Genomic DNA, 18,676 nt, shown 5'->3' on the forward strand with positions numbered 1-18,676 from the left:
AGAGCACGGAAAGCCGCACAAGGTAGTCATCATTGCCATCGCACGAAGGCTGATCACCATCGCAAACGCGATCCTCAAAACCGGTGAGAATTGGAGGCATCAGGCGGGCTGATAAACACAATTGCTAGGCGGAGGCGGGTTGCGCTTTGCTCAATACAAGCGCCCCAACCGCCAGCACCACGATGATCATCGAAACAATGGCAACCACCGCCCAACCAAGCCCGGTAACAACCAATCCCGCCGCGAAAGCGCAAATCGTTGATACAAGCGCAATGATCGTGTCATTCACCCCCTGCACCGCAGACTTTTCGGCGTCTGTAACCGCACTTGCCAACATGCTCGTGGCGCCTATGAAGCTAAAGTTCCAGCCGACCCCCAGCAAGATCAGCGACCCGTAGAAATGCGCTGAGGACAGGCCAGCAGCACCCGCAACCGCGGCGATCGCCAGGATCACCAACCCAGTCAGCGCAATGCTCTCCTTGCCGAACCATTTTATCAGAAACCCCGTCACAAAACTTGGCGCGAACATTGCAACGACGTGCCACCGTATGACATCGCCCGCGACAGCTTCGGTAAACCCACAACCCAACATCGCGAGAGGTGTTGGTATCATCATGAAAATCATCACGCCTTGAGAAATTGCCGCAATGCCGACCGCTCGCCGCACAGGGCCGCGCCGCAAAACAGCAAAAGACGCAAATCGTTTGGTGGTTGCATGGGTCTTTGCAATGGGTGCCGTTGGGATGCGGACCAATGCCAACGGCACCATACCGACCACAATCACAGCTGCTAGAGCCACGTAAGCACCCGCCAAGGGAATTGGCGCAAGTGCATCTTTGGCCATGATGAAAATTTGCGGCCCGCCAATCGCAGCCACGAGGCCAGAGGTCAGCATCAGCGAGATCGCGACTGGTTGCCAATCAGGGCTGACTACCTCGGCAGCGGCAAAGCGGAAATACTGAAACGACGACAAGGCCGCGCCAAGAATAAAATGCCCCAGGCACAACAGAACAAAGTTGCCCGTGATTAGTGCAAACGCACCGATCCCGGCCCCCACAAGGGCCAATATGCCGCCGGCAGCAAAGCCAGCCCTGCGGCCAAACCGCCCCATTACCACGGAAAATGGCGCTGCTGCCAGCATCCCAGCCAGCGTTTGAACTGAAGCAGGCAAAGTGACAAGCGCCGTGTCCGAGGCCAGTTGCAGTCCCGTCAAGCCGCCCAGAATAAGCAGCATCGGCATCGCAAACCCGAGAATCGTGTTGGCCAACAGCAGGCCTATAAAATTCCCGTTTCGGGTAAATGACACAACTGACATCTGCAAAATTCCTGTTCGCCCGGGTTGACACAGTCACGTATAGGGCGGACAGGATATGTCTTAAATGACAATAAGGTCTCAATTATGGACAATCACCGCGGCGGTCGCAAAATAGATGTGTTGCTATTCGACGATGTGAATCTGCTGGACGCGGCAGGGCCGGTTCAGGCGTTCGAGGCGGCGAATACGCATGGTCGCAACAGGTACCAGATCCAGTTTGTTTCAATTGACGGGGCACCCGTGCGCTCGGGCTGTGGCTTGCGGCTGGTTGCCGATGACAAGCTTACATCTGCAGCGAGGGGCGCAGACCTTTTGATCCCCGGGGGCGCGGGAGTCGATGCCTTGATCGGCAACGCCAGCTTGCGCGAAATTATCCAACAACGTGCCAAAACCGAGGGTCGCGTGATCTCTGTTTGCTCAGGGGCACTGATCTTGGCCGCGGCAGGCGTTCTGGACGGACTGGAGGCGACGACACATTGGTCGCGCGAGGAAGACACCCGCAACTATCCCAACATCTCCTGGAACCTGGATCGCATCAGCATCACCCAGGGCAAGGTTTTCACATCCGCTGGCGTGACCACCGGCATCGATCTTGCGCTTTCCATCATTCAGGTTGATTGCGGGCCGACTGTCGCGCTTTCGGTTGCGCGCGAACTTGTTGTCCAGTTGCGCCGCACGGGCGGGCAAAGCCAGTATGCCTTTCACCTGGCCGGACAATTCGCGAAGGGCGAAACCCTAACGCAGCTTATTGAAAAGGTGGTTGCAGCACCGCACCTGGACTGGTCGCTTGACGCCTTGGCGGATGCGGCGGGGATGAACGCACGTACCCTGACGCGGCGGTTCAAGCGCGACACAAACGAAACACCGGCGCAGTTCGTGGAAAAGGTTCGCGTTGATCACGCCCGCAGCCTGTTGTCAGGCATCCTGCCGCTGAAGCAAATTGCCGCCGAGAGCGGTTTTGGCGATATACAACGTATGCGCCGGGCATTCCAGCGCCGACTCGGAGTTCAGTTGAGTGAGTATCGCAATATGTTCACCTGAGCTTTCTATTGCCCTAAAAGTAACTTTTAACCTCAAGTTAACTTGAAATTGCAGCCATCAACCTCTGAAGTCGCGACGCTAGAACATAGTGAAGATAAACAGATGCGAATTACCGATCGAAAAATACCCGACTACGGGCGTGGGCTTGGTGCCGCGTTGACCATTGTTATGGCCGATGCAGGTCCGCGCCTTATCTTATTAGGCCGCATTAAGGCAGCGCTTTGAACAAGGGCCGATACAATCGCGCAAAGGTCTGGTTAGGGGTACGGTCATTTGTGACCTTGTCGATAATGAAATTTGTCAGGTCGCGGGTCCGCTCGTTGCGAATGAGCATTCCGACATTGAAATAGAGACCTGCGCCGGGTCTGCACCACTACATCGTTGATCCTGACCCGCCATTTCCTCCGGTGTATGAAAGCGAGGGAGGATACCGACATCCACATGATCGTATCGATGAGCGGGGTGCAAAACCTTCTGCTTGAAAGGGTGTCGATGGTATTTACTGCTGCAAGGTTCGCACAGGCGGGTCTTGTTCAGGGGCTATCAGATGAACTGGAGGACATGCGCGTCCCGGTTACGGCCATCTTCCCCGTCGGCTTTGACGATGCAACCTCTCCAAGTGATACGAATGTATCTAGTCATGGGTGTCGCGCGGGCGGCCATGATGGGTCAACGCGGCGACAAGAGCCACAAGAACTTCCTCGCGACGTGACGTGGCACGCCGCACAAGGCCAAGCCTGCGATGAATAGGTGGCGAGCCGAAAGGAAACCAGTCCAGCGACGCAGTGACCATATCCTGCAATGCAACCTGCGGAACAATGGCAAACCCCAGCCCCGCCTGCACACACCCCACCACCGCCGACATGGTATTGACAGAAACAATCTGTCGGGGTGCCACACCAAGCCGCGCAATTTCGGTGTCGATCTGACGCGCCAGCGGCACCTGTGTGCGGTAGCGGACGTAAGGCACAGTGTTTACCAATTCATCGATGGACAGGCCACCGGTTGCCGGTGGCGTCAGAACGATCAGCGGCTCAGTCATCACCGGCGTCCAGCGCAGGCTGGCCGGAACGGCAACATGATCGGCAACAAGTGCTGCATCAAGCTGCCCCGACACGACCTCGCTCATCAATTCCTCGGACATGCCGACGCGCAAACGAAAGTGCAGGTCGGGATAGCTGGCCCTGAGTGTGGCAAGCGATTTGGGAACCAGCGAACTGGCCCCCGTGCGCAACGACCCGAAGGCCATAGTGCCGCGCACAGGTCCACTGCCAACCGACGCTTTCGTCTCGCGCACGATCTGCAATATCGACTGTGCGGAACGCACCATTTCGGCACCTTTTACAGTCAGCACCGGCGGGCGGCGGGAACGGTCGAACAACTGTGTGCCCAACTCGGCCTCCAAAGCGGCGATTTGCTGGCTCACTGCCGAAGCTGTCAAATTGACAGCCCGTGCTGCCGCAGCAAAGCCACCGTGTTGCTGAATGGCAAGAAGGGTTTCCAGTTGGCGAGTGTCCATGCATCAAGATAAGATATTCTATATATAAAGGCAATAATTACGCACTTTGTCATGGTTATTCTTGTGTTATCTGTGCTGCAAACACAACCTGCGGCGATCAAACCGCTGCGTTCTCTCAACGGGAGCCACATCATGACATTTCGCGCAGGCCTGACCGCCCTGATTACCGCAGCCACGCTTGTTACAGCGCCGGCCTGCGCCGATACCTATCCTGAACGCGCTGTCGAATTTATTGTGCCGTGGTCCCCCGGTGGCGGGTCTGACACGTTGATGCGCCTGATCGCAAACAATGTAGAACCTTTTCTGGGTGCCGAGATGCCTGTTATCAACATAGCGGGTGTTGGCGGCACTGTAGGCCTGCGCGAAACATCGCGCCGCGCCGCAGACGGCTATACCATCAGCCAGATTCACGAAGGCCTTCTGGTTGCGACCGAAACCGGCATCACCGATCTGGCGTGGGATGATTTCGAACCCGTCGCGTTGATGACAGCCTCGCCCCAGTATCTGGTGGCCGGTGCCAGCGACAACTACAGCACCTTCGAAGAATTCGTGACCTATGCACAGGCCAATCCCGGCGAAATTTCCATTGGCGTGACCCTTGGCGGCGTGCCGCATCTGCACGCCGCGATGATCGAACAGGCGTTCGGGCTACAATTCAAATATGTAGGCTATGAAGGAACAGGCGAACGTATCCGCGCCTTGGTCGGCGGCAATCTGGATCTGGCCATTGGCGATATCAGTTCGGCCAAGCAATTTGTGGACAGCCGCAATCTGACCTTTCTTGCCGTAGGCTCTGCCAACCGCATGGAAGCTGCGCCAGATGTGCCCACATTCAAAGAGCTGGGTCACGATCCGGAACTGAACGTGACCCGTGGCATCGTGGTACCCAAAGGCACACCGCAAGAGGTGCGTGACTCGCTTGAGGTCGCGTTACGGAATCTGTCACAAGACCCCGACTATATCGAAAAGACAAACAACGCCGGTGCCGACGTCGGGTTTCGCGGACAAGACGCCTATCGCACATATCTGGCCAAACTGGATGAAACGGTGAAATCGCTGTCGTCGGTTCTGGCCCCATGAGCGGCAATGCCCCTGTAAAAGAGCAGGAGGCGGGCATGATTGCCCGCCTTCTCAGCTATGTGTTTCTGTTCGCAGCCTCTGGCGGGCTGTTCATTTCGGCAACAGCCATCCCCGCGTCGCGGTTTGAAAAACTAGGGGCAGGTGCCTTTCCCAAAATCGTATTTGCGGCAATGGTTCTGATGTCGGCCCTGGCGGTTATCGATGCCCTGCGGCAGATACCGCTTGCCGCCTACCGCGACTTTTCCAGCCAGACGCAGGCGTGGGTCAAACGGCGCTATCTGGTGTTTGTCAGTCTCGCGGCCCTCACGGTCTATCTGCTGGCGATCCCCTTGCTCGGGTTTTCGATTGCCAGCTTTGCGTTTCTGTTCGGCCTGCAACTGGTGCTGATGCCGCGCCAGACCAAATCCATTGTCATTGCCGCCGTGGTCGCACTTGTGTTCTCGTTCGGGCTGAACTGGCTTTTTGCCGAAGTGTTCACCGTATTCCTGCCGCGTGGAGTGCTTTGAAATGTCGGATTTCCTAAGCGGTGCCGCGCAAATTCTTACCCTTTCAACCCTGATCTGCATGCTGGCCGGATCCATCGCGGGAATCGTGGCCGCCGCCATTCCGGGCTTTACCGTGACAATGGCAATCGTACTGACGCTGCCGCTGACCTTCGCGATGGACCCGTTGCAGGGTATTGCCGTCATGTTGTCGGTCTATGTTGGTGGTTATACCGGCGGGCTGATTTCCGCGGCACTTCTGGGCATTCCCGGCACACCGTCGTCGGTTGCCACAACCTTTGACGCCTTTCCGATGGCCCGCAATGGAGAGCCGGGGCGGGCTCTGTCCATCGGTATCTGGGCGTCGTTCTTCGGCACGCTGATCTCGACCGTCGTGCTGATTTTTGCCGCGCCGCCGTTGGCGCTGTTTGCGGTGCGGCTGGGGCCATGGGAATATTTCTCGTTGATCGTCTTTGCACTGACGATTGTGGCTAGTCTTGTGGGCACTTCAGTTATTCGCGGAATGCTTGCAGGGCTGATCGGCCTTGCAATTTCGACCTTGGGCACTGACCCTATCATGGGCAGGCCACGGTTTGATTTCGGCATCGAGATGTTGCAGACAGGCCTGCCGTTTCTCGTGGTCCTGATTGGCGTTTTCGCCATCTCGCAACTGGTTTCAGAAGTCGAGGATGCCGACAACGTAAGGTCGGGGAGATCACTGATCACAGGGGCCATCGATTTTCAGACTTGGAAGGTGATGAAAGAAGTACTGATGCGGCCCATCAATCTGTTGCGGTCTTCGCTGGCGGGCGTGCTGATCGGCGCACTTCCGGGCGCGGGGGGGTCCATCGCCAACCTTGTCGCCTATGATCAGGCCAAGCGGGCCTCAAAGACCCCCGAAAAATTCGGAACTGGAGAAGCTGACGGTATCGTCGCCTCGGAGGCGGGCAATTCTGCCACGGCAGGCGGCGGGCTGATCCCGCTGATCGGACTCGGTATTCCGGGGTCGGCGGTAGATGCCATTCTGATGGCCGCTCTCATGGTGCATGGCATCTCGGTCGGGCCGAGGCTGATTCTCGATCATGGCGATCTGGTTTATGGCATGTTCATCGCAATGGTTGTGGCCTCGTTTATGATGCTGGTCGTATCGGTGTTTTCCATGCGGCTGTTCCTGCGGCTTACCGAAGTGCCGAAATGGCTAATCGTGCCGGTTGTGATGACCTGCTGTGTGGTGGGCACCTTTGCGCTTAACAACCGCGTGACCGACCTTTATCTGCTGATCTTCATCGGCATCGCGGGCTATGCCCTTCGCGCCCTTGGCTATGCGCTGGCACCCCTGGTGCTGGGTGTCATCCTGGGGCCAATTGCGGAAACCAATCTGCGCCGCGCGTTGATGACAGATGAAGACCCGACACTTTTCTTCACCCGCCCAATCAGTCTGATTTTTCTAGTCGCTGCGATGGCTTCGATCGTCTGGGCGGTTCACAATCACATCAAATCCCGAAAACCCACAGAAAGGTCGCCCGATGCACCTGCGTCATGATCCTGTTTACCCTTCCCGTCGTTCGCCGGTTCTTGCAGAAAATGTTGTGGCCACGTCACAGCCGCTGGCCACCCAAGCCGGTCTTGCGATCCTGCAACAAGGCGGCAACGCCGTAGACGCAGCCATTGCCACGGCCGCAACCCTGACCATCGTCGAACCGACTGGCTGCGGGTTGGGTTCAGATGCGTTCTGCATTCTTTGGGATGGCAAAAAACTGCATGGGCTGAATGCATCTGGCCGCGCACCTGCTGCATGGACACCCGAGCGTTTCGCCGGAGGCATGCCCGAGCACGGCTGGGATTCTGTCACCGTTCCAGGTGCCGTCAGCGCATGGGTCGAGCTTTCCGAGAAATTCGGAAAGCTAGGTCTTGCTACTGTGCTGGCCCCCGCGATCCGCTATGCCGAAGACGGGTTTATAGTATCGCCGGTTGTTGGCACGGCATGGGCAAAAGGGGCCGCTATTCTAAAAGACCAGCCCGGTTTTGCGGAAACCTTCATGCCCGATGGCCGTGCGCCAAAACCGGGTGAGATGTTCCGCAATCCCGGCGCGGCGCGCACATTGCGCGCGATTGCGGAAACCAAAGGTCGCGCGTTCTACGAAGGCGAAATAGCACAGGAAATCGCGGCCTTTGCCAAAGCGCACGGCGGCGCGATGACGGTCGAGGATCTGGCAGCACACCGCAACGACTGGTGTGGAACAATCAGCCAGAGCTTTGACGAGGTGGAACTGCATGAAATCCCGCCAAACGGTCAGGGCATCGCGGCGTTGATGGCGCTTGGCATTTTGCAACACACCGCGATCCGCGACCACGGCCCCGATGATCTGGCCGCCGTCCATCTGCAAATCGAGGCAGTAAAACTGGCCTATAGCGACTTGCATGCTTATGTCTCGGACCGCGACCACATGGACGAGGTTGACGAAACGGCCCTGCTGGATCCGGACTACCTCAAGTCACGCGCCGCGCTGATCGACCTTGATCGGGCTCAGGATTTTGGCGCAGGAGCGCCAAAGCTGGGCGGCACGGTGTTGATGAATGTTGGGGATGCCTCGGGTATGATGGTCAGCTTTATCCAGTCCAACTATGCCGGTTTCGGCTCTGGCGTGGTGGTGCCAGGCACCGGTATCTCAATGCAGAACCGCGGGTTGGGCTTTACCACCGAACAGGGTCATCCCAATCAGGTGGCTGCGGGCAAGCGCCCTTTCCACACCATCATTCCGGGTTTCGCGATGAAAAATGGCGCGCCCTTGATGGCGTTCGGCATGATGGGCGGCCCGATTCAGGCAATGGGACACATGCAGTTGCTGCTGCGCACCCAGTTGTGGGATCAGGATCCGCAAACCGCCGCAGACGCACCGCGCTGGCGCACGATCAAGGAACTGGATGTCGCCTGCGAGCCGACCATGCCATCCGGCGTGATCGAAGGGTTGCAAAAACTGGGCCACCACATCCAGATTGAGGCACCGGACAACGCCTTTGGCTTTGGCGGCGCGCAATTGGTCCAAAGGTTGGAAAATGGTGGCTATGCCGCCGGTTCGGACCCGCGCAAAGACGGTCAGGCCGCCGGATTCTGATGGCACTTGGGTGGGGGTGGGGGCAATTCCCCCACCCGCAGAACCTGCTACCTAATCGGGCTATTCCGGCCAAAATCATCAACGATTCCGGAAAAACCGGAACAGTTGATTGACAGGCCAATATCAGGCACCGCATATTCAACCAATTCCATATTGGTTTCACTATTGGTTCAAGGAGCGCACCCTTTGTCTTTGGTCAACACCGACGCACCGCCGGAACTGCTGGTTGTGCAGGATTTCAGCCTGCGCTTTCGCGGTGCGCCAAGCGATCAGATCAACCACGTCAGCTTTTCTGTCAGCGCGGGTAAAACCCTGTGTATCGTGGGCGAAAGCGGCTGCGGCAAAAGCGTGACCTCGCTTGCCATGATGGGCCTTTTGCCCGTCGGGGCGGCACAGATCAATTCGGGCCAAATGCTGTTCGAAGGGCAGACCCTGAACCTTGCCGATCCGAAGGCCATGCGCAAAATTCGCGGCAGCCGGATGACGATGATCTTTCAGGAACCGATGTCCTCGCTTAATCCGGTGTTTCGCATCGGCGACCAAATTGTCGAAGCCGTCAAAGCGCATTGCGATGCAACCGACGCCCAAGCCCGCGACCGTGCGGTGGCCATGTTGCAACGGGTCGGCATCCCCGCCCCTGAAAAGCGGATGCGCGACTATCCGCACCAGCTTTCGGGCGGGATGCGCCAGCGCGTGATGATTGCAATGGCTTTGGTCAACGATCCCGCACTTTTGATCGCAGACGAGCCGACGACCGCGCTGGACGTGACCATTCAAGCTCAGATTCTGGAACTGATCCGTGATCTTCAGGCAGAAACCGGTATGGGCACCATCATGATTACCCATGATCTGGGTGTGGTTGCGGAAATCGCTGATACGGTGGCCGTGATGTATGCCGGAACTGTCGTGGAAACAGGGCCCGCCGAGCGGATATTCAACGACCCGCAGCACCCCTATACCATCGGGCTGATGTCCTCGATTCCGCAACTGACCGGCGCGCGCGGGCGGCTTTCGACTGTTCCGGGCATGGTGCCAACAGCGCAAAACATGCCAACGGGCTGTCGTTTTGCAACGCGCTGCCCCTTTGCCCGCCCGGTTTGCGCCACCGAACCGCCGCTGGTTGAAGCAGGTGACGGTCATCAGGTGGCCTGCCATTTCGCGCCCTTGGAAATCAAGCTGAAGGAAAGCGCATGAGCGACAGCATTCTTCAGGCCCACGGACTGAAAAAGCATTTCAAAACCGGCGGCGGCATGATGGGGGCCAGTGGCCTGATCCGCGCCGTCGACGATGTGTCGCTGGATATCCGACGCGGCGAGACTTTTGCCATTGTCGGTGAATCGGGCTGTGGCAAATCCACGCTGGCGCGGCTGTTGATGCGGTTGCTGACGCCCACCGAAGGCGACGTGACCTTTGACGGGGTTGATATGGGCGCGTTGAAGGGCCGCGATCTGACCGCGCTACGCCGTGACATGCAGTTCATATTCCAGGATCCGTTTTCATCGCTGAACCCGCGCATGAGCGTGGGCAAGCTGATCGGCGAACCGCTGGAAACCCATTTTCCGGACATGACCGCGCAACAGCGGCGGGACAAGGTGGCAGCACTTTTGGGCAGGGTCGGCCTGCGACCCGAACACGCCGAACGCTATCCGCACGAATTTTCCGGCGGCCAGCGCCAACGCATCGGCATCGCCCGCGCGCTGGCATCGGCACCAAAACTGGTGATCGGGGACGAACCGGTATCAGCGCTGGATGTGTCGGTGCAGGCCCAAGTCATCAATCTGCTGGGCGATCTGCGCGACGAGTTGGGATTGACGGTTGTCATCATCGCCCATGATCTGGCCGTGATCCGGCACATGAGCGACCGCGTCGCCGTAATGTATCTGGGCCAGATTGTCGAACAAGGTACGGTTGATACGGTGTTCCAACATCCGCGACACCCTTATACCCGTGCGCTGCTGTCGGCCATTCCGGTTGCGACCTATGGCCAGCGCGTCAGCCAGACCGCCTTACATGGCGAAATGCCCAGCCCCGCCAACCCGCCGTCGGGCTGCCGGTTTCACACCCGCTGCCCCTATGCGCAAGACCGCTGCAAAACCGGCGCCCCTGCCCTGCGCCTCACGGGCGATGGCGAAGATCACGTTGCCGCCTGCCATTTCTTCGAGGACATCGCAGCCGCAGAACCCGTTCCGGGCCGTGCCGGTGCACCCCCCCGTGCCGCAGGCGCCAGTGCGCGCTTTGCGCTTTATCAGGACGCCATGCAGGAGCGGGCAAATGTCCGGTCCGGCCAAGACCAAAAAACAACAGGCTGAACCAAAACCATTCCATCAACAGGAGAGTTTAACATGAAACTGACCAAACTGACCAAACTGACCCTTGCAGCAGCCTTGCTGGGGGCGACAGCACTGGGCGCACAGGCCGCCGATCTGCGCATTGCGCTGCAATCGGATTCCGACGTGCTGGACCCCGACCAGTCGCGCACCTTCGTAGGGCGGATCGTTTACACCGCTTTGTGTGACAAACTGGTCGACATCACGCCCGATCTGGAAATCATCCCGCAACTGGCCACCGAATGGTCGTTTTCAGAGGATGGCAAACAACTGACGTTGAAACTGCGCGATGATGTGGTTTTTCACGACGGCACCCCGTTTGATGCCGAAGCCGTGGCCGCCAACATCGACCGCAGCCAGAACCTTGAGGAATCGCGCCGCAAGTCCGAACTGTCATCGGTAACTGGCGTCGAAGTTCTGGGCAGCCACGAGGTGCGTCTTGATCTGACCAGCCCCGATGCAACGCTGATGGCACAACTTGCCGACCGTGCAGGCATGATGGTGTCGCCCACGGCTGCGACGCAGGCCGGTGCCGATTTCGGCCTGAACCCTGTCTGCTCGGGGCCTTACAAATTCAAAGAACGCGTGGCACAGGACCGTATCGTGCTGGAGAAATTCGCGGATCATTACAATGCCGGCGAATACCACTTTGACACCGTGACCTATCTGCCGATCCCCGACACCACAGTTCGACTGGCCAACCTGCAATCGGGCGACATCGACATGCTGGAACGCCTGGCCGCCACCGATCTGGCACAGGCCGAGGGCGATTCCGGCATTCAGGTGGCCAGTGCCGTCTCGCTTGGCTATCAGGGCATCACGATCAACGTGGCCAATGGTGACAAGGCCGACAACCCGTGGGGCAAAGACAAGCGCCTGCGGCAGGCGCTCAGCCTTTCGCTGGACCGCGAGGCGATCAATCAGGTTGTGTTCAATGGCGCATTCGCAGCTGGCAACCAGCCCTTCCCGCCCACATCGCCGTGGTATAATTCGGATTTCCCCGTGCCAGCGCGCGACGTGGAACAGGCCAAGGCACTGCTGGCCGAGGCAGGATTTTCCGATGGCATCGACCTTGAGGTACAGGTGCCCAATACGACAATCCCGCTGCAACTGATGCAGGTCGTGCAATCCATGGCATCCGAGGCAGGCATCCGCATTTCGCTGGTCTCGAAAGAATTCGCAACGCTGCTGTCTGACCAGACCGCAGGCGATTACACCGCCAGCCAGATCGGCTGGTCGGGCCGCGTTGATCCCGATGGCAACATTCACCAGTTCATGACAACCGACGCCGGTCTGAACGATGCCAAATACTCGAACCCCGAGGTTGACGCGCTGCTGGACACCGCACGCACATCAAACGACCAGCAGGTTCGCAAGGAAAGCTATAACGCGGCCCGCGCGATCCTGAACGACGAAGCGCCCATTGTGTACATCTATCACGAGACATGGATCTGGGCGCTGGATTCCGCGATTACCGGTTTTACGCCCTATCCTGATGGCATGATCCGTCTGAAAGGCATGAAAAAAGAAGAAGGCTGATCCACCTTTCCCGCACACCGCCGGACTGGGTCCGGCGGTGTCTCCTCTTTCATACAAGGCACCCCCAGATGCTGTCGTTTATCCTGCGCCGTGTGGTTATCGCGATCCCCACGATCATCCTGATCTCGATTTTTGTGTTCACCTTGCAAAAACTTCTGCCGGGCGATCCGGTGCTGGCTATGGCAGGCGAGGAACGCGACCCGCAGGTGCTTGAGTTTCTGCGCGAGAAATACCGCCTGAACGATCCCATTCCGGTGCAGTACATCACATGGATCGGCAATGCGTTGCAGGGTGATCTGGGCATCTCGCTGCGCACCAACCAGCCCGTATTGGAGTTGATCGGGCAAAAACTGCCTGTCACCATCCAGCTTGCCACCATGGCAATGATATTCGCCCTTTTGATCGGCATTCCCGCCGGTATTTTCTCGGCGGTTAAAAAGGGCACGCCGGTCGATTACGTCGCCAATGTGGTTGCGCTTTCGGGCCTGTCTATTCCGAATTTCTGGCTGGGCATCATGCTGATCCTGCTGGTGTCGGTAAAATGGAAACTCCTGCCCGCATCCGGCTATGTTCCGCTCAGCGAAGATCCCGTGCGGTCGATCACCGTTATGCTTATGCCCGCGTTCGTGCTGGGCACGGCGCTGGCCGCGACACTGATGCGCCACACCCGTTCCGCCATGCTAAGCGTGCTGAATTCAGACTACGTCCGCACTGCGCGCGCCAAGGGGCTTGTGGAACGCAAGGTCATCCTGAAACATGCCTTTCGCAATGCGCTGACGCCCATCGTGACCCTGACGGCGCTGCTGTTTGGCGAACTGATTGCGGGTGCGGTCCTGACCGAACAGATTTTCACCATCCCCGGATTTGGCAAACTGGTTGTCGATGCGGTGTTCAATCGTGATTACGCCGTGGTGCAGGGCATTGTCCTTGTGACCGCTGTCGGCTTTATCTTCATGAACCTGCTGGCCGATGTCGCCTATGTGCTGCTGAACCCGCGCCTGAGGAAGCAATAATGGCCCAACCCGCAACGCCCCTGACCATTGACGCAGAAAGCGCCGCCGACCCTGTGCTGTCAGCGCGGCCCGAAAACCGCGTCTGGAAAAAATTCCGCAAACACCGCAGCGCGATGCTGGGCGGTTTTCTTGTGGTGTTTTTCGTGCTTATGGCGCTGGCCGCTCCGATCCTGCCGATCCCCGATCCGGTGGCAACCGATTGGGGCGCGGTGCGCAAGGCACCATCAAGCGTGCACTGGCTGGGCACCGACGAGTTGGGCCGCGATGTGCTGTCGCGTCTGATCTGGGGGGCGCAGGCCTCTTTGCTGGCGGGTGTGGTCTCTGTCGCCATTGCCCTTGGTCTGGGTGTGCCGCTGGGTATCATCGCAGGATACTTCGGGGGCTGGACCGATGCAGTTATCTCGCGCTGCACCGAAGCATTGCTGGCCGCACCTTTCCTGATCCTTGCCATCGCGCTGGCCGCCTTTCTGGGGCCAAGCCTGACCAACGCAATGATCGCTATCGGCATTTCTGCGACGCCCGTGTTCATCCGTCTGACGCGTGGTCAGGTGCTCAGCGTCGCTGCCGAAGATTATGTAGAAAGTGCGCGCGCCATCGGGTTGTCTACGCCCCGCATCCTGCGCCGCTATATTTTTCCCAACGTGTTACCCCCTGTTCTGGTACAGGCCACGCTGACTGTGGCCACCGCCATCATCGCCGAGGCATCACTGTCCTTCCTTGGGCTGGGTCAACAGCCACCCGCCCCCTCTTGGGGGTCGATGCTGAACACCGCCAAGAATTTCCTCAATCAGGCGCCATGGATGGCGCTGTGGCCCGGCATTGCGATCTTTCTGGTTGTTCTGGGCTTTAACCTTTTGGGCGACGGGCTGCGCGATGCGCTGGACCCGCGCGAACACTGACAATCGGAGACATCATGGCCGGATTTACCACCCGCCCCGAAATCCGCGGCACCTTCGGAGTCGCCACATCAACCCACTGGATTGCCTCGGCTGTGGGCTTTGGCATCCTAGAAAAGGGCGGCAATGCCTTTGACGCGGCGGCTGCCACCGGTTTTGTACTGCAAATCGTCGAGCCGCACCTGAACGGCCCCGCAGGTGATCTGCCGGTGATTTACCACAGCGCCACGACAGGTCAGACCAAAATGATCTGCGCTCAGGGCGTCACCCCCGCCAATGCCACCGTCGACCATTACAAGGCGCAGGGCCTGTCCCTGATCCCCGGTTCGGGATTGCTGGCAACTGTGGTTCCGGGTGCCTTTGACGGCTGGATACTGATGCTGCGCGATCACGGCACGATGGGCCTGCGCGATGTTCTTCAGCCCGCCATCGACTATGCCCGCGACGGTCATCCGCTGTTGCCACGGGTGGCCAACACAATCGCGGATCTTGCCGGTTACTTTACCGCCGAATGGCCGACATCCGCCGCCGTCTGGACGCCCGACGGCACAGCGCCCTTGGCCAATTCGAACTTTAAAAACCCCGATCTGGCCGCAACCTATGAACGGCTGGTCAGCGAAGCTGAAGCGGCCAGCCCCGACCGCGTGGCGCAGATTGATGCAGCACGCGAAATCTGGTCGCAGGGTTTTGTAGCCGATGCCATCTTTGGCTATCTTGAAGATGCCTGCGTGCATGACGTGTCGGGGCAGAAAAACCGTGCAGTTCTGAACCGTGAAGATATGGCAAACTGGTCGGCAACCTATGAAGACACACTAAGCTATGATTACTGCGGCTGGACGGTTCACAAAACCGCACCGTGGTCGCAGGGGCCGGTGTTTTTGCAAACGCTGGCGATCCTGAAACATTTCGACCTCGGCGCGATGGACCCGACGGGCGAACAATTTGTGCATACCGTGATCGAAGCGATGAAACTGGCCTTTGCCGACCGCGAAGCCTATTATGGAGATCCCGATCACAGCACCGTTCCGATAGATGTCCTGCTGTCGGACAGCTACAACGCCGACCGCGCAAAATTGGTCACTGCTCGGGCCTCGCTGGACCAGCGCCCCGGCGTGGTGCAAGGCTTTGAACATCTGGCACAGGCCTATCAGGACCGCGCCATCCGCGATTTCGGCGTGCACGACGCGGCCCCGCAAGAGCCGACGATGGCCCACCTGACGGAAAAACGCGGTGATACCGTGCATCTTGATGTGATTGACCGCTGGGGCAACATGGTATCGGCCACGCCATCGGGCGGCTGGCTGCAAAGCAATCCGGTGATCCCCGGTCTTGGTTTTCCGCTGAATTCGCGCGCGCAAATGTTCTGGCTGGAGGAAGGTTTGCCCACATCACTGGCCCCAAACCGCCGTCCGCGCACCACGCTGACGCCATCGCTGGCCGAAAAACCCGACGGCACCCGCATCGTCTTTGGCACCCCCGGAGGCGACCAGCAGGACCAGTGGCAGTTGATCTGGTTCCTGCGTTTTGTACATCACGGGCTGGACCTGCAAGAAGGCATGGATGCGCCGCTGTTTCACTCGATGCATTTCCAAAGCAGCTTTTTCCCGCGTCAGGCCATGCCAGGCGAAATGATGATCGAACCGGATTTTGGCGAGGATGTAATCGAGGCGCTGCGCGCGCGGGGGCACGTCATAACGGTGGCGGCCCCTTGGTCCGTGGGTAGGATGACCGCTGCACTGCGCCACCCAGATGGCACGCTGCATGCCGCAGCGACCCCGCGCCTGATGCAAGCCTATGCAGTGGGGCGCTGAACAATGACCTATTCAATTATCGCCCACGACACCGGCACAGACGAAATCGGTATTATCGTCGCCAGCCGCTTTTTCGCCTGCGGCGCAGCGGTGCCCTATGTGGGGCGGCGTGTGGCCGTGGCCACGCAGGCATTCGTCAACCCGCTTTGGGGCACCGAAGGGCGCCGCAGACTGGAAGCGGGGGAAACAGCAGAAACGCTGCTGGCAGAATTTGCCGACCGCGACGCGGGCCACGACATTCGCCAGTGCCATATGATGGATGCCGCAGGCAATTTCGCGGCCTTCACAGGCGCAGGTTGCGTAGATTGGGCGGGGCACCAGACCGGCGCCCATCATTCGGTGGCGGGCAATATGCTGGCCGGCCCCGACGTCGTGCATGCCACTTTTGACAGCTACGCCAGCCGCCACGATCTGCCCATGGCGCAGCGGTTGCTGGTGGCAATGCGCGCAGGCGAAGACGCAGGCGGCGACAAACGTGGCAGACAAGCGGCGGGATTGGTGATCCATCGCGGTCAGGACCACGCTTATCTCGACCTGCGCGCCGACGATCACAGCGATCCGTTGGGCGAACTCGAACGGCTGCTCGATGTCGCAAGCGAACGCTATCTGTATGTGGCCGACGCAATGCCGACCCGGGACAATTTCTCAGGCACCACCGACCGTGCACCGATAGATGCCGCCATCACACGCGCCGAGCAGACACGCAAAAGCGCCGGACAGCCCAGCCGCTCTTGCGCCACGAACACCGAAGCCGACAGGACATAACCCGATGATGGCGCTTGATTTCAGCAATTTGCTTCCCCTTTTTGCCATTGCAGCGGGGGCCGGTGTTGCCGGTGGCATTCTGGCCGGCCTTCTCGGCGTCGGGGGTGGTATCGTCATTGTACCCGCCCTGTATCTGGCACTGTCGACGGCGGGCATGGATCCTGCGATCACAATGCAGGTTGCAGTGGGCACATCGCTGGCCACCATCGTCTTCACCTCGCTGTCCTCAGGCTATGGCCACTTCAAACGCGGGGCCATCGACATGGATCTGCTACGGCTTTGGGCGCCATCTTTGCTGGTCGGTGTCATCCTTGGTGCGCTGCTTGGGGGATATGTTTCGGGTCTGATCCTTGTTGCGGTCTTTGCGGTCGTCGCAGCCTTGGTTGCGCTGGACATGATTTTTCGCAAGCCGGCAGCGGACCCGTCTGTTCGCAGCTTTTCCAAAGTGGTCTGGGCCGCTCTGGGCACGGTCACCGGCGCGATTTCCGCTATGATGGGCATCGGTGGGGGGACGATCGGCGTGCCCCTGCTCAACTTTCTGGGATATGATATCCGCCGCGCCGTCGGCACCTCTGCCGCCATAGGGTTTATCATCGGTCTGCCCGGCGCGGTTGTCTATATGCTGACCGGATTGGGGTCCGAGGGGCTGCCGCCCTTCTCGCTGGGATACGTCAACATCGTTGCGGCGGCGATCATAATTCCACTGACCAGCAGTTTCGCTCATGTGGGGGTGAAGCTGGCGCACAGCATCCCTCGCCGCGCCTTGCGGTTTGCCTTTGGCATTTTTCTGATGATAACGTCGCTTAGAATGTTTTTGGACCTTTTCAGCACATTGACCGCCAATGGATGACAACGCGCCCCGCTCTCGGCCGGAAGAAACGCTTGCCGACGTGTTGCGGGCCGCGATCCGTGAGGGTCACATCCTTGACAAAGGGCGCATGCCACCCGAACGCGCGCTGGCCGAACGCTTTGGCGTCAGTCGGGCGCGGGTGCGTCAGGCGCTGGGACTGTTGCAAGGCGACGGCACCATCTTTCGCCGTCATGGCCAAGGCACCTTCGCAGCACCGCCCCCCGCCACCAATGTCGAAAGCCTGCGTTCGCTCGCCCGGCAAGTAACGCCGCGCGATGTGATGGAAGTGAGGCTAGAAGTTGAACCAGCGCTGGCAGCATTGGCTGCCGACCGCGCCCAGCCGCAAGAGGTTGTCCTGCTGGATCAGCTGATGCGCGCCACGCTGGACCTGACGAATATGGATGCCTATGAAGCGGCGGATGATCTGTTTCATTATAAAATCGCGGAAACGGCCCGCAATCCACTGTTCCTGACGGTCTATGAGTCCATACGCGCGGTGCGCCGCAACGCCGCGTGGACCGCGCAGCGGCGCAACACCTATTCCGCACAAACCCTGCATTTGTTGGGCGAACAGCACAAAACGCTGGCAGATGCTATTTCGCGACGCGACAGCCGCGGCGCGGCGGCGGCAATGGAGCAGCACTTGCTTACTGTGTCCAACGCCCTGCTGCGTGATCGGGTGCGCAAGATCGAACTGGAGATATAAGGCTTTTCGTTATTAACCTGCGAGATATCCTGCAGCGCGAAAGTAGTTCGGGCACTCGTCTAAGTGTGAGCATCCGACAGATATTGCCAAGTGCGTTGAAGAGATCCTTGAAGGTTTCTGCGCAGAGGGGATTTGAACTTGAAAATAGCTTGTTCGCTGAAAGTGAGCTTGGGCGAGTATGGCGACCAGGTGTTTGATCCCACGGTTTGATGGTGC

General features: G+C 59.0%; 17 protein-coding genes. 15 read left to right on the forward strand and 2 right to left on the reverse strand.

All coding sequences use genetic code 11. The annotated features are described in order from the left end of the window. Positions 1 to 124: 124 nt before the first annotated feature. Positions 125 to 1,315: an MFS transporter gene (locus SULPSESMR1_RS11130; protein WP_198362788.1), complete on the reverse strand. Its 1,191-nt coding sequence runs from the start codon at positions 1,313 to 1,315 to the stop codon at positions 125 to 127. A gap of 84 nt (positions 1,316 to 1,399) precedes the next feature. Between SULPSESMR1_RS11130 and SULPSESMR1_RS11135 the strand changes: the two genes are divergently transcribed. Both SULPSESMR1_RS11135 and SULPSESMR1_RS25825 read left to right on the forward strand, forming a co-directional pair. Further along, positions 1,400 to 2,356 carry a GlxA family transcriptional regulator gene (locus SULPSESMR1_RS11135; protein ID WP_089420885.1) on the forward strand — a complete coding sequence of 319 codons (957 nt, stop codon included), beginning with the start codon at positions 1,400 to 1,402 and terminating at the stop codon, positions 2,354 to 2,356. A gap of 381 nt (positions 2,357 to 2,737) precedes the next feature. Further along, on the forward strand, positions 2,738 to 3,106 hold the full coding sequence (locus SULPSESMR1_RS25825; protein WP_157729008.1) for a hypothetical protein: 369 nt from the start codon (positions 2,738 to 2,740) through the stop codon (positions 3,104 to 3,106). On the opposite strand, the gene SULPSESMR1_RS11140 is transcribed toward SULPSESMR1_RS25825, so the two are convergent. Then, positions 2,991 to 3,875, reverse strand: a complete 885-nt coding sequence (locus SULPSESMR1_RS11140) for a LysR family transcriptional regulator (protein ID WP_089420886.1) — start codon at positions 3,873 to 3,875, stop codon at positions 2,991 to 2,993. The genes SULPSESMR1_RS25825 and SULPSESMR1_RS11140 overlap by 116 nt on opposite strands. Before the next feature lie 132 nt (positions 3,876 to 4,007). On the opposite strand from SULPSESMR1_RS11140, the gene SULPSESMR1_RS11145 reads away from it, so the two are divergent. From SULPSESMR1_RS11145 to SULPSESMR1_RS11205, 13 genes are all read left to right on the forward strand, one after another. Beyond that, positions 4,008 to 4,955 (forward strand): Bug family tripartite tricarboxylate transporter substrate binding protein, encoded by a 948-nt coding sequence (locus SULPSESMR1_RS11145; protein ID WP_089422286.1) that lies wholly within the window; start codon positions 4,008 to 4,010, stop codon positions 4,953 to 4,955. 35 nt (positions 4,956 to 4,990) lie between these two features. Beyond that, complete coding sequence (locus tag SULPSESMR1_RS11150; RefSeq protein ID WP_240311469.1) at positions 4,991 to 5,461, forward strand: tripartite tricarboxylate transporter TctB family protein; 471 nt, start codon at positions 4,991 to 4,993, stop codon at positions 5,459 to 5,461. A 1-nt stretch (position 5,462) separates the two neighbouring features. Beyond that, the gene (locus tag SULPSESMR1_RS11155) at positions 5,463 to 6,980 is read left to right on the forward strand and encodes a tripartite tricarboxylate transporter permease (protein ID WP_089420888.1); all 1,518 of its coding nucleotides are present in this window, start codon (positions 5,463 to 5,465) and stop codon (positions 6,978 to 6,980) included. Then, positions 6,964 to 8,553 (forward strand): gamma-glutamyltransferase family protein, encoded by a 1,590-nt coding sequence (locus SULPSESMR1_RS11160; RefSeq protein WP_089420889.1) that lies wholly within the window; start codon positions 6,964 to 6,966, stop codon positions 8,551 to 8,553. Before SULPSESMR1_RS11155 ends, SULPSESMR1_RS11160 begins: the two co-directional genes overlap by 17 nt. Positions 8,554 to 8,739: 186 nt before the next feature. Next, positions 8,740 to 9,747 (forward strand): ABC transporter ATP-binding protein, encoded by a 1,008-nt coding sequence (locus SULPSESMR1_RS11165; protein WP_089420890.1) that lies wholly within the window; start codon positions 8,740 to 8,742, stop codon positions 9,745 to 9,747. Then, positions 9,744 to 10,862, forward strand: coding sequence for an ABC transporter ATP-binding protein (locus SULPSESMR1_RS11170; protein WP_089420891.1), 1,119 nt, complete (start codon positions 9,744 to 9,746; stop codon positions 10,860 to 10,862). The genes SULPSESMR1_RS11165 and SULPSESMR1_RS11170 overlap by 4 nt, the downstream gene beginning before the upstream one ends. A 33-nt stretch (positions 10,863 to 10,895) precedes the next feature. After that, positions 10,896 to 12,419 (forward strand): ABC transporter substrate-binding protein, encoded by a 1,524-nt coding sequence (locus tag SULPSESMR1_RS11175; RefSeq protein ID WP_089420892.1) that lies wholly within the window; start codon positions 10,896 to 10,898, stop codon positions 12,417 to 12,419. Positions 12,420 to 12,487: 68 nt separating this feature from the next. Next, complete coding sequence (locus tag SULPSESMR1_RS11180; protein WP_089420893.1) at positions 12,488 to 13,432, forward strand: ABC transporter permease; 945 nt, start codon at positions 12,488 to 12,490, stop codon at positions 13,430 to 13,432. Beyond that, positions 13,432 to 14,331 (forward strand): ABC transporter permease, encoded by a 900-nt coding sequence (locus SULPSESMR1_RS11185; protein ID WP_198362789.1) that lies wholly within the window; start codon positions 13,432 to 13,434, stop codon positions 14,329 to 14,331. Before SULPSESMR1_RS11180 ends, SULPSESMR1_RS11185 begins: the two co-directional genes overlap by 1 nt. A gap of 14 nt (positions 14,332 to 14,345) precedes the next feature. Next, on the forward strand, positions 14,346 to 16,139 hold the full coding sequence (locus SULPSESMR1_RS11190) for a gamma-glutamyltransferase family protein (protein ID WP_089420894.1): 1,794 nt from the start codon (positions 14,346 to 14,348) through the stop codon (positions 16,137 to 16,139). Positions 16,140 to 16,142: 3 nt separating this feature from the next. Next, complete coding sequence (locus tag SULPSESMR1_RS11195) at positions 16,143 to 16,904, forward strand: DUF1028 domain-containing protein (protein ID WP_089420895.1); 762 nt, start codon at positions 16,143 to 16,145, stop codon at positions 16,902 to 16,904. A 4-nt stretch (positions 16,905 to 16,908) separates the two neighbouring features. Then, entirely contained in the window at positions 16,909 to 17,754 is an 846-nt protein-coding gene (locus SULPSESMR1_RS11200; RefSeq protein ID WP_089420896.1) for a sulfite exporter TauE/SafE family protein, read from the forward strand. After that, positions 17,747 to 18,460 carry a FadR/GntR family transcriptional regulator gene (locus SULPSESMR1_RS11205; protein WP_089420897.1) on the forward strand — a complete coding sequence of 238 codons (714 nt, stop codon included), beginning with the start codon at positions 17,747 to 17,749 and terminating at the stop codon, positions 18,458 to 18,460. The genes SULPSESMR1_RS11200 and SULPSESMR1_RS11205 overlap by 8 nt, the downstream gene beginning before the upstream one ends. Positions 18,461 to 18,676: the final 216 nt, after the last annotated feature.

It is taken from the genome of Pseudosulfitobacter pseudonitzschiae (assembly GCF_002222635.1).
Taxonomy (GTDB): Bacteria; Pseudomonadota; Alphaproteobacteria; order Rhodobacterales; family Rhodobacteraceae; genus Pseudosulfitobacter; species Pseudosulfitobacter pseudonitzschiae_A.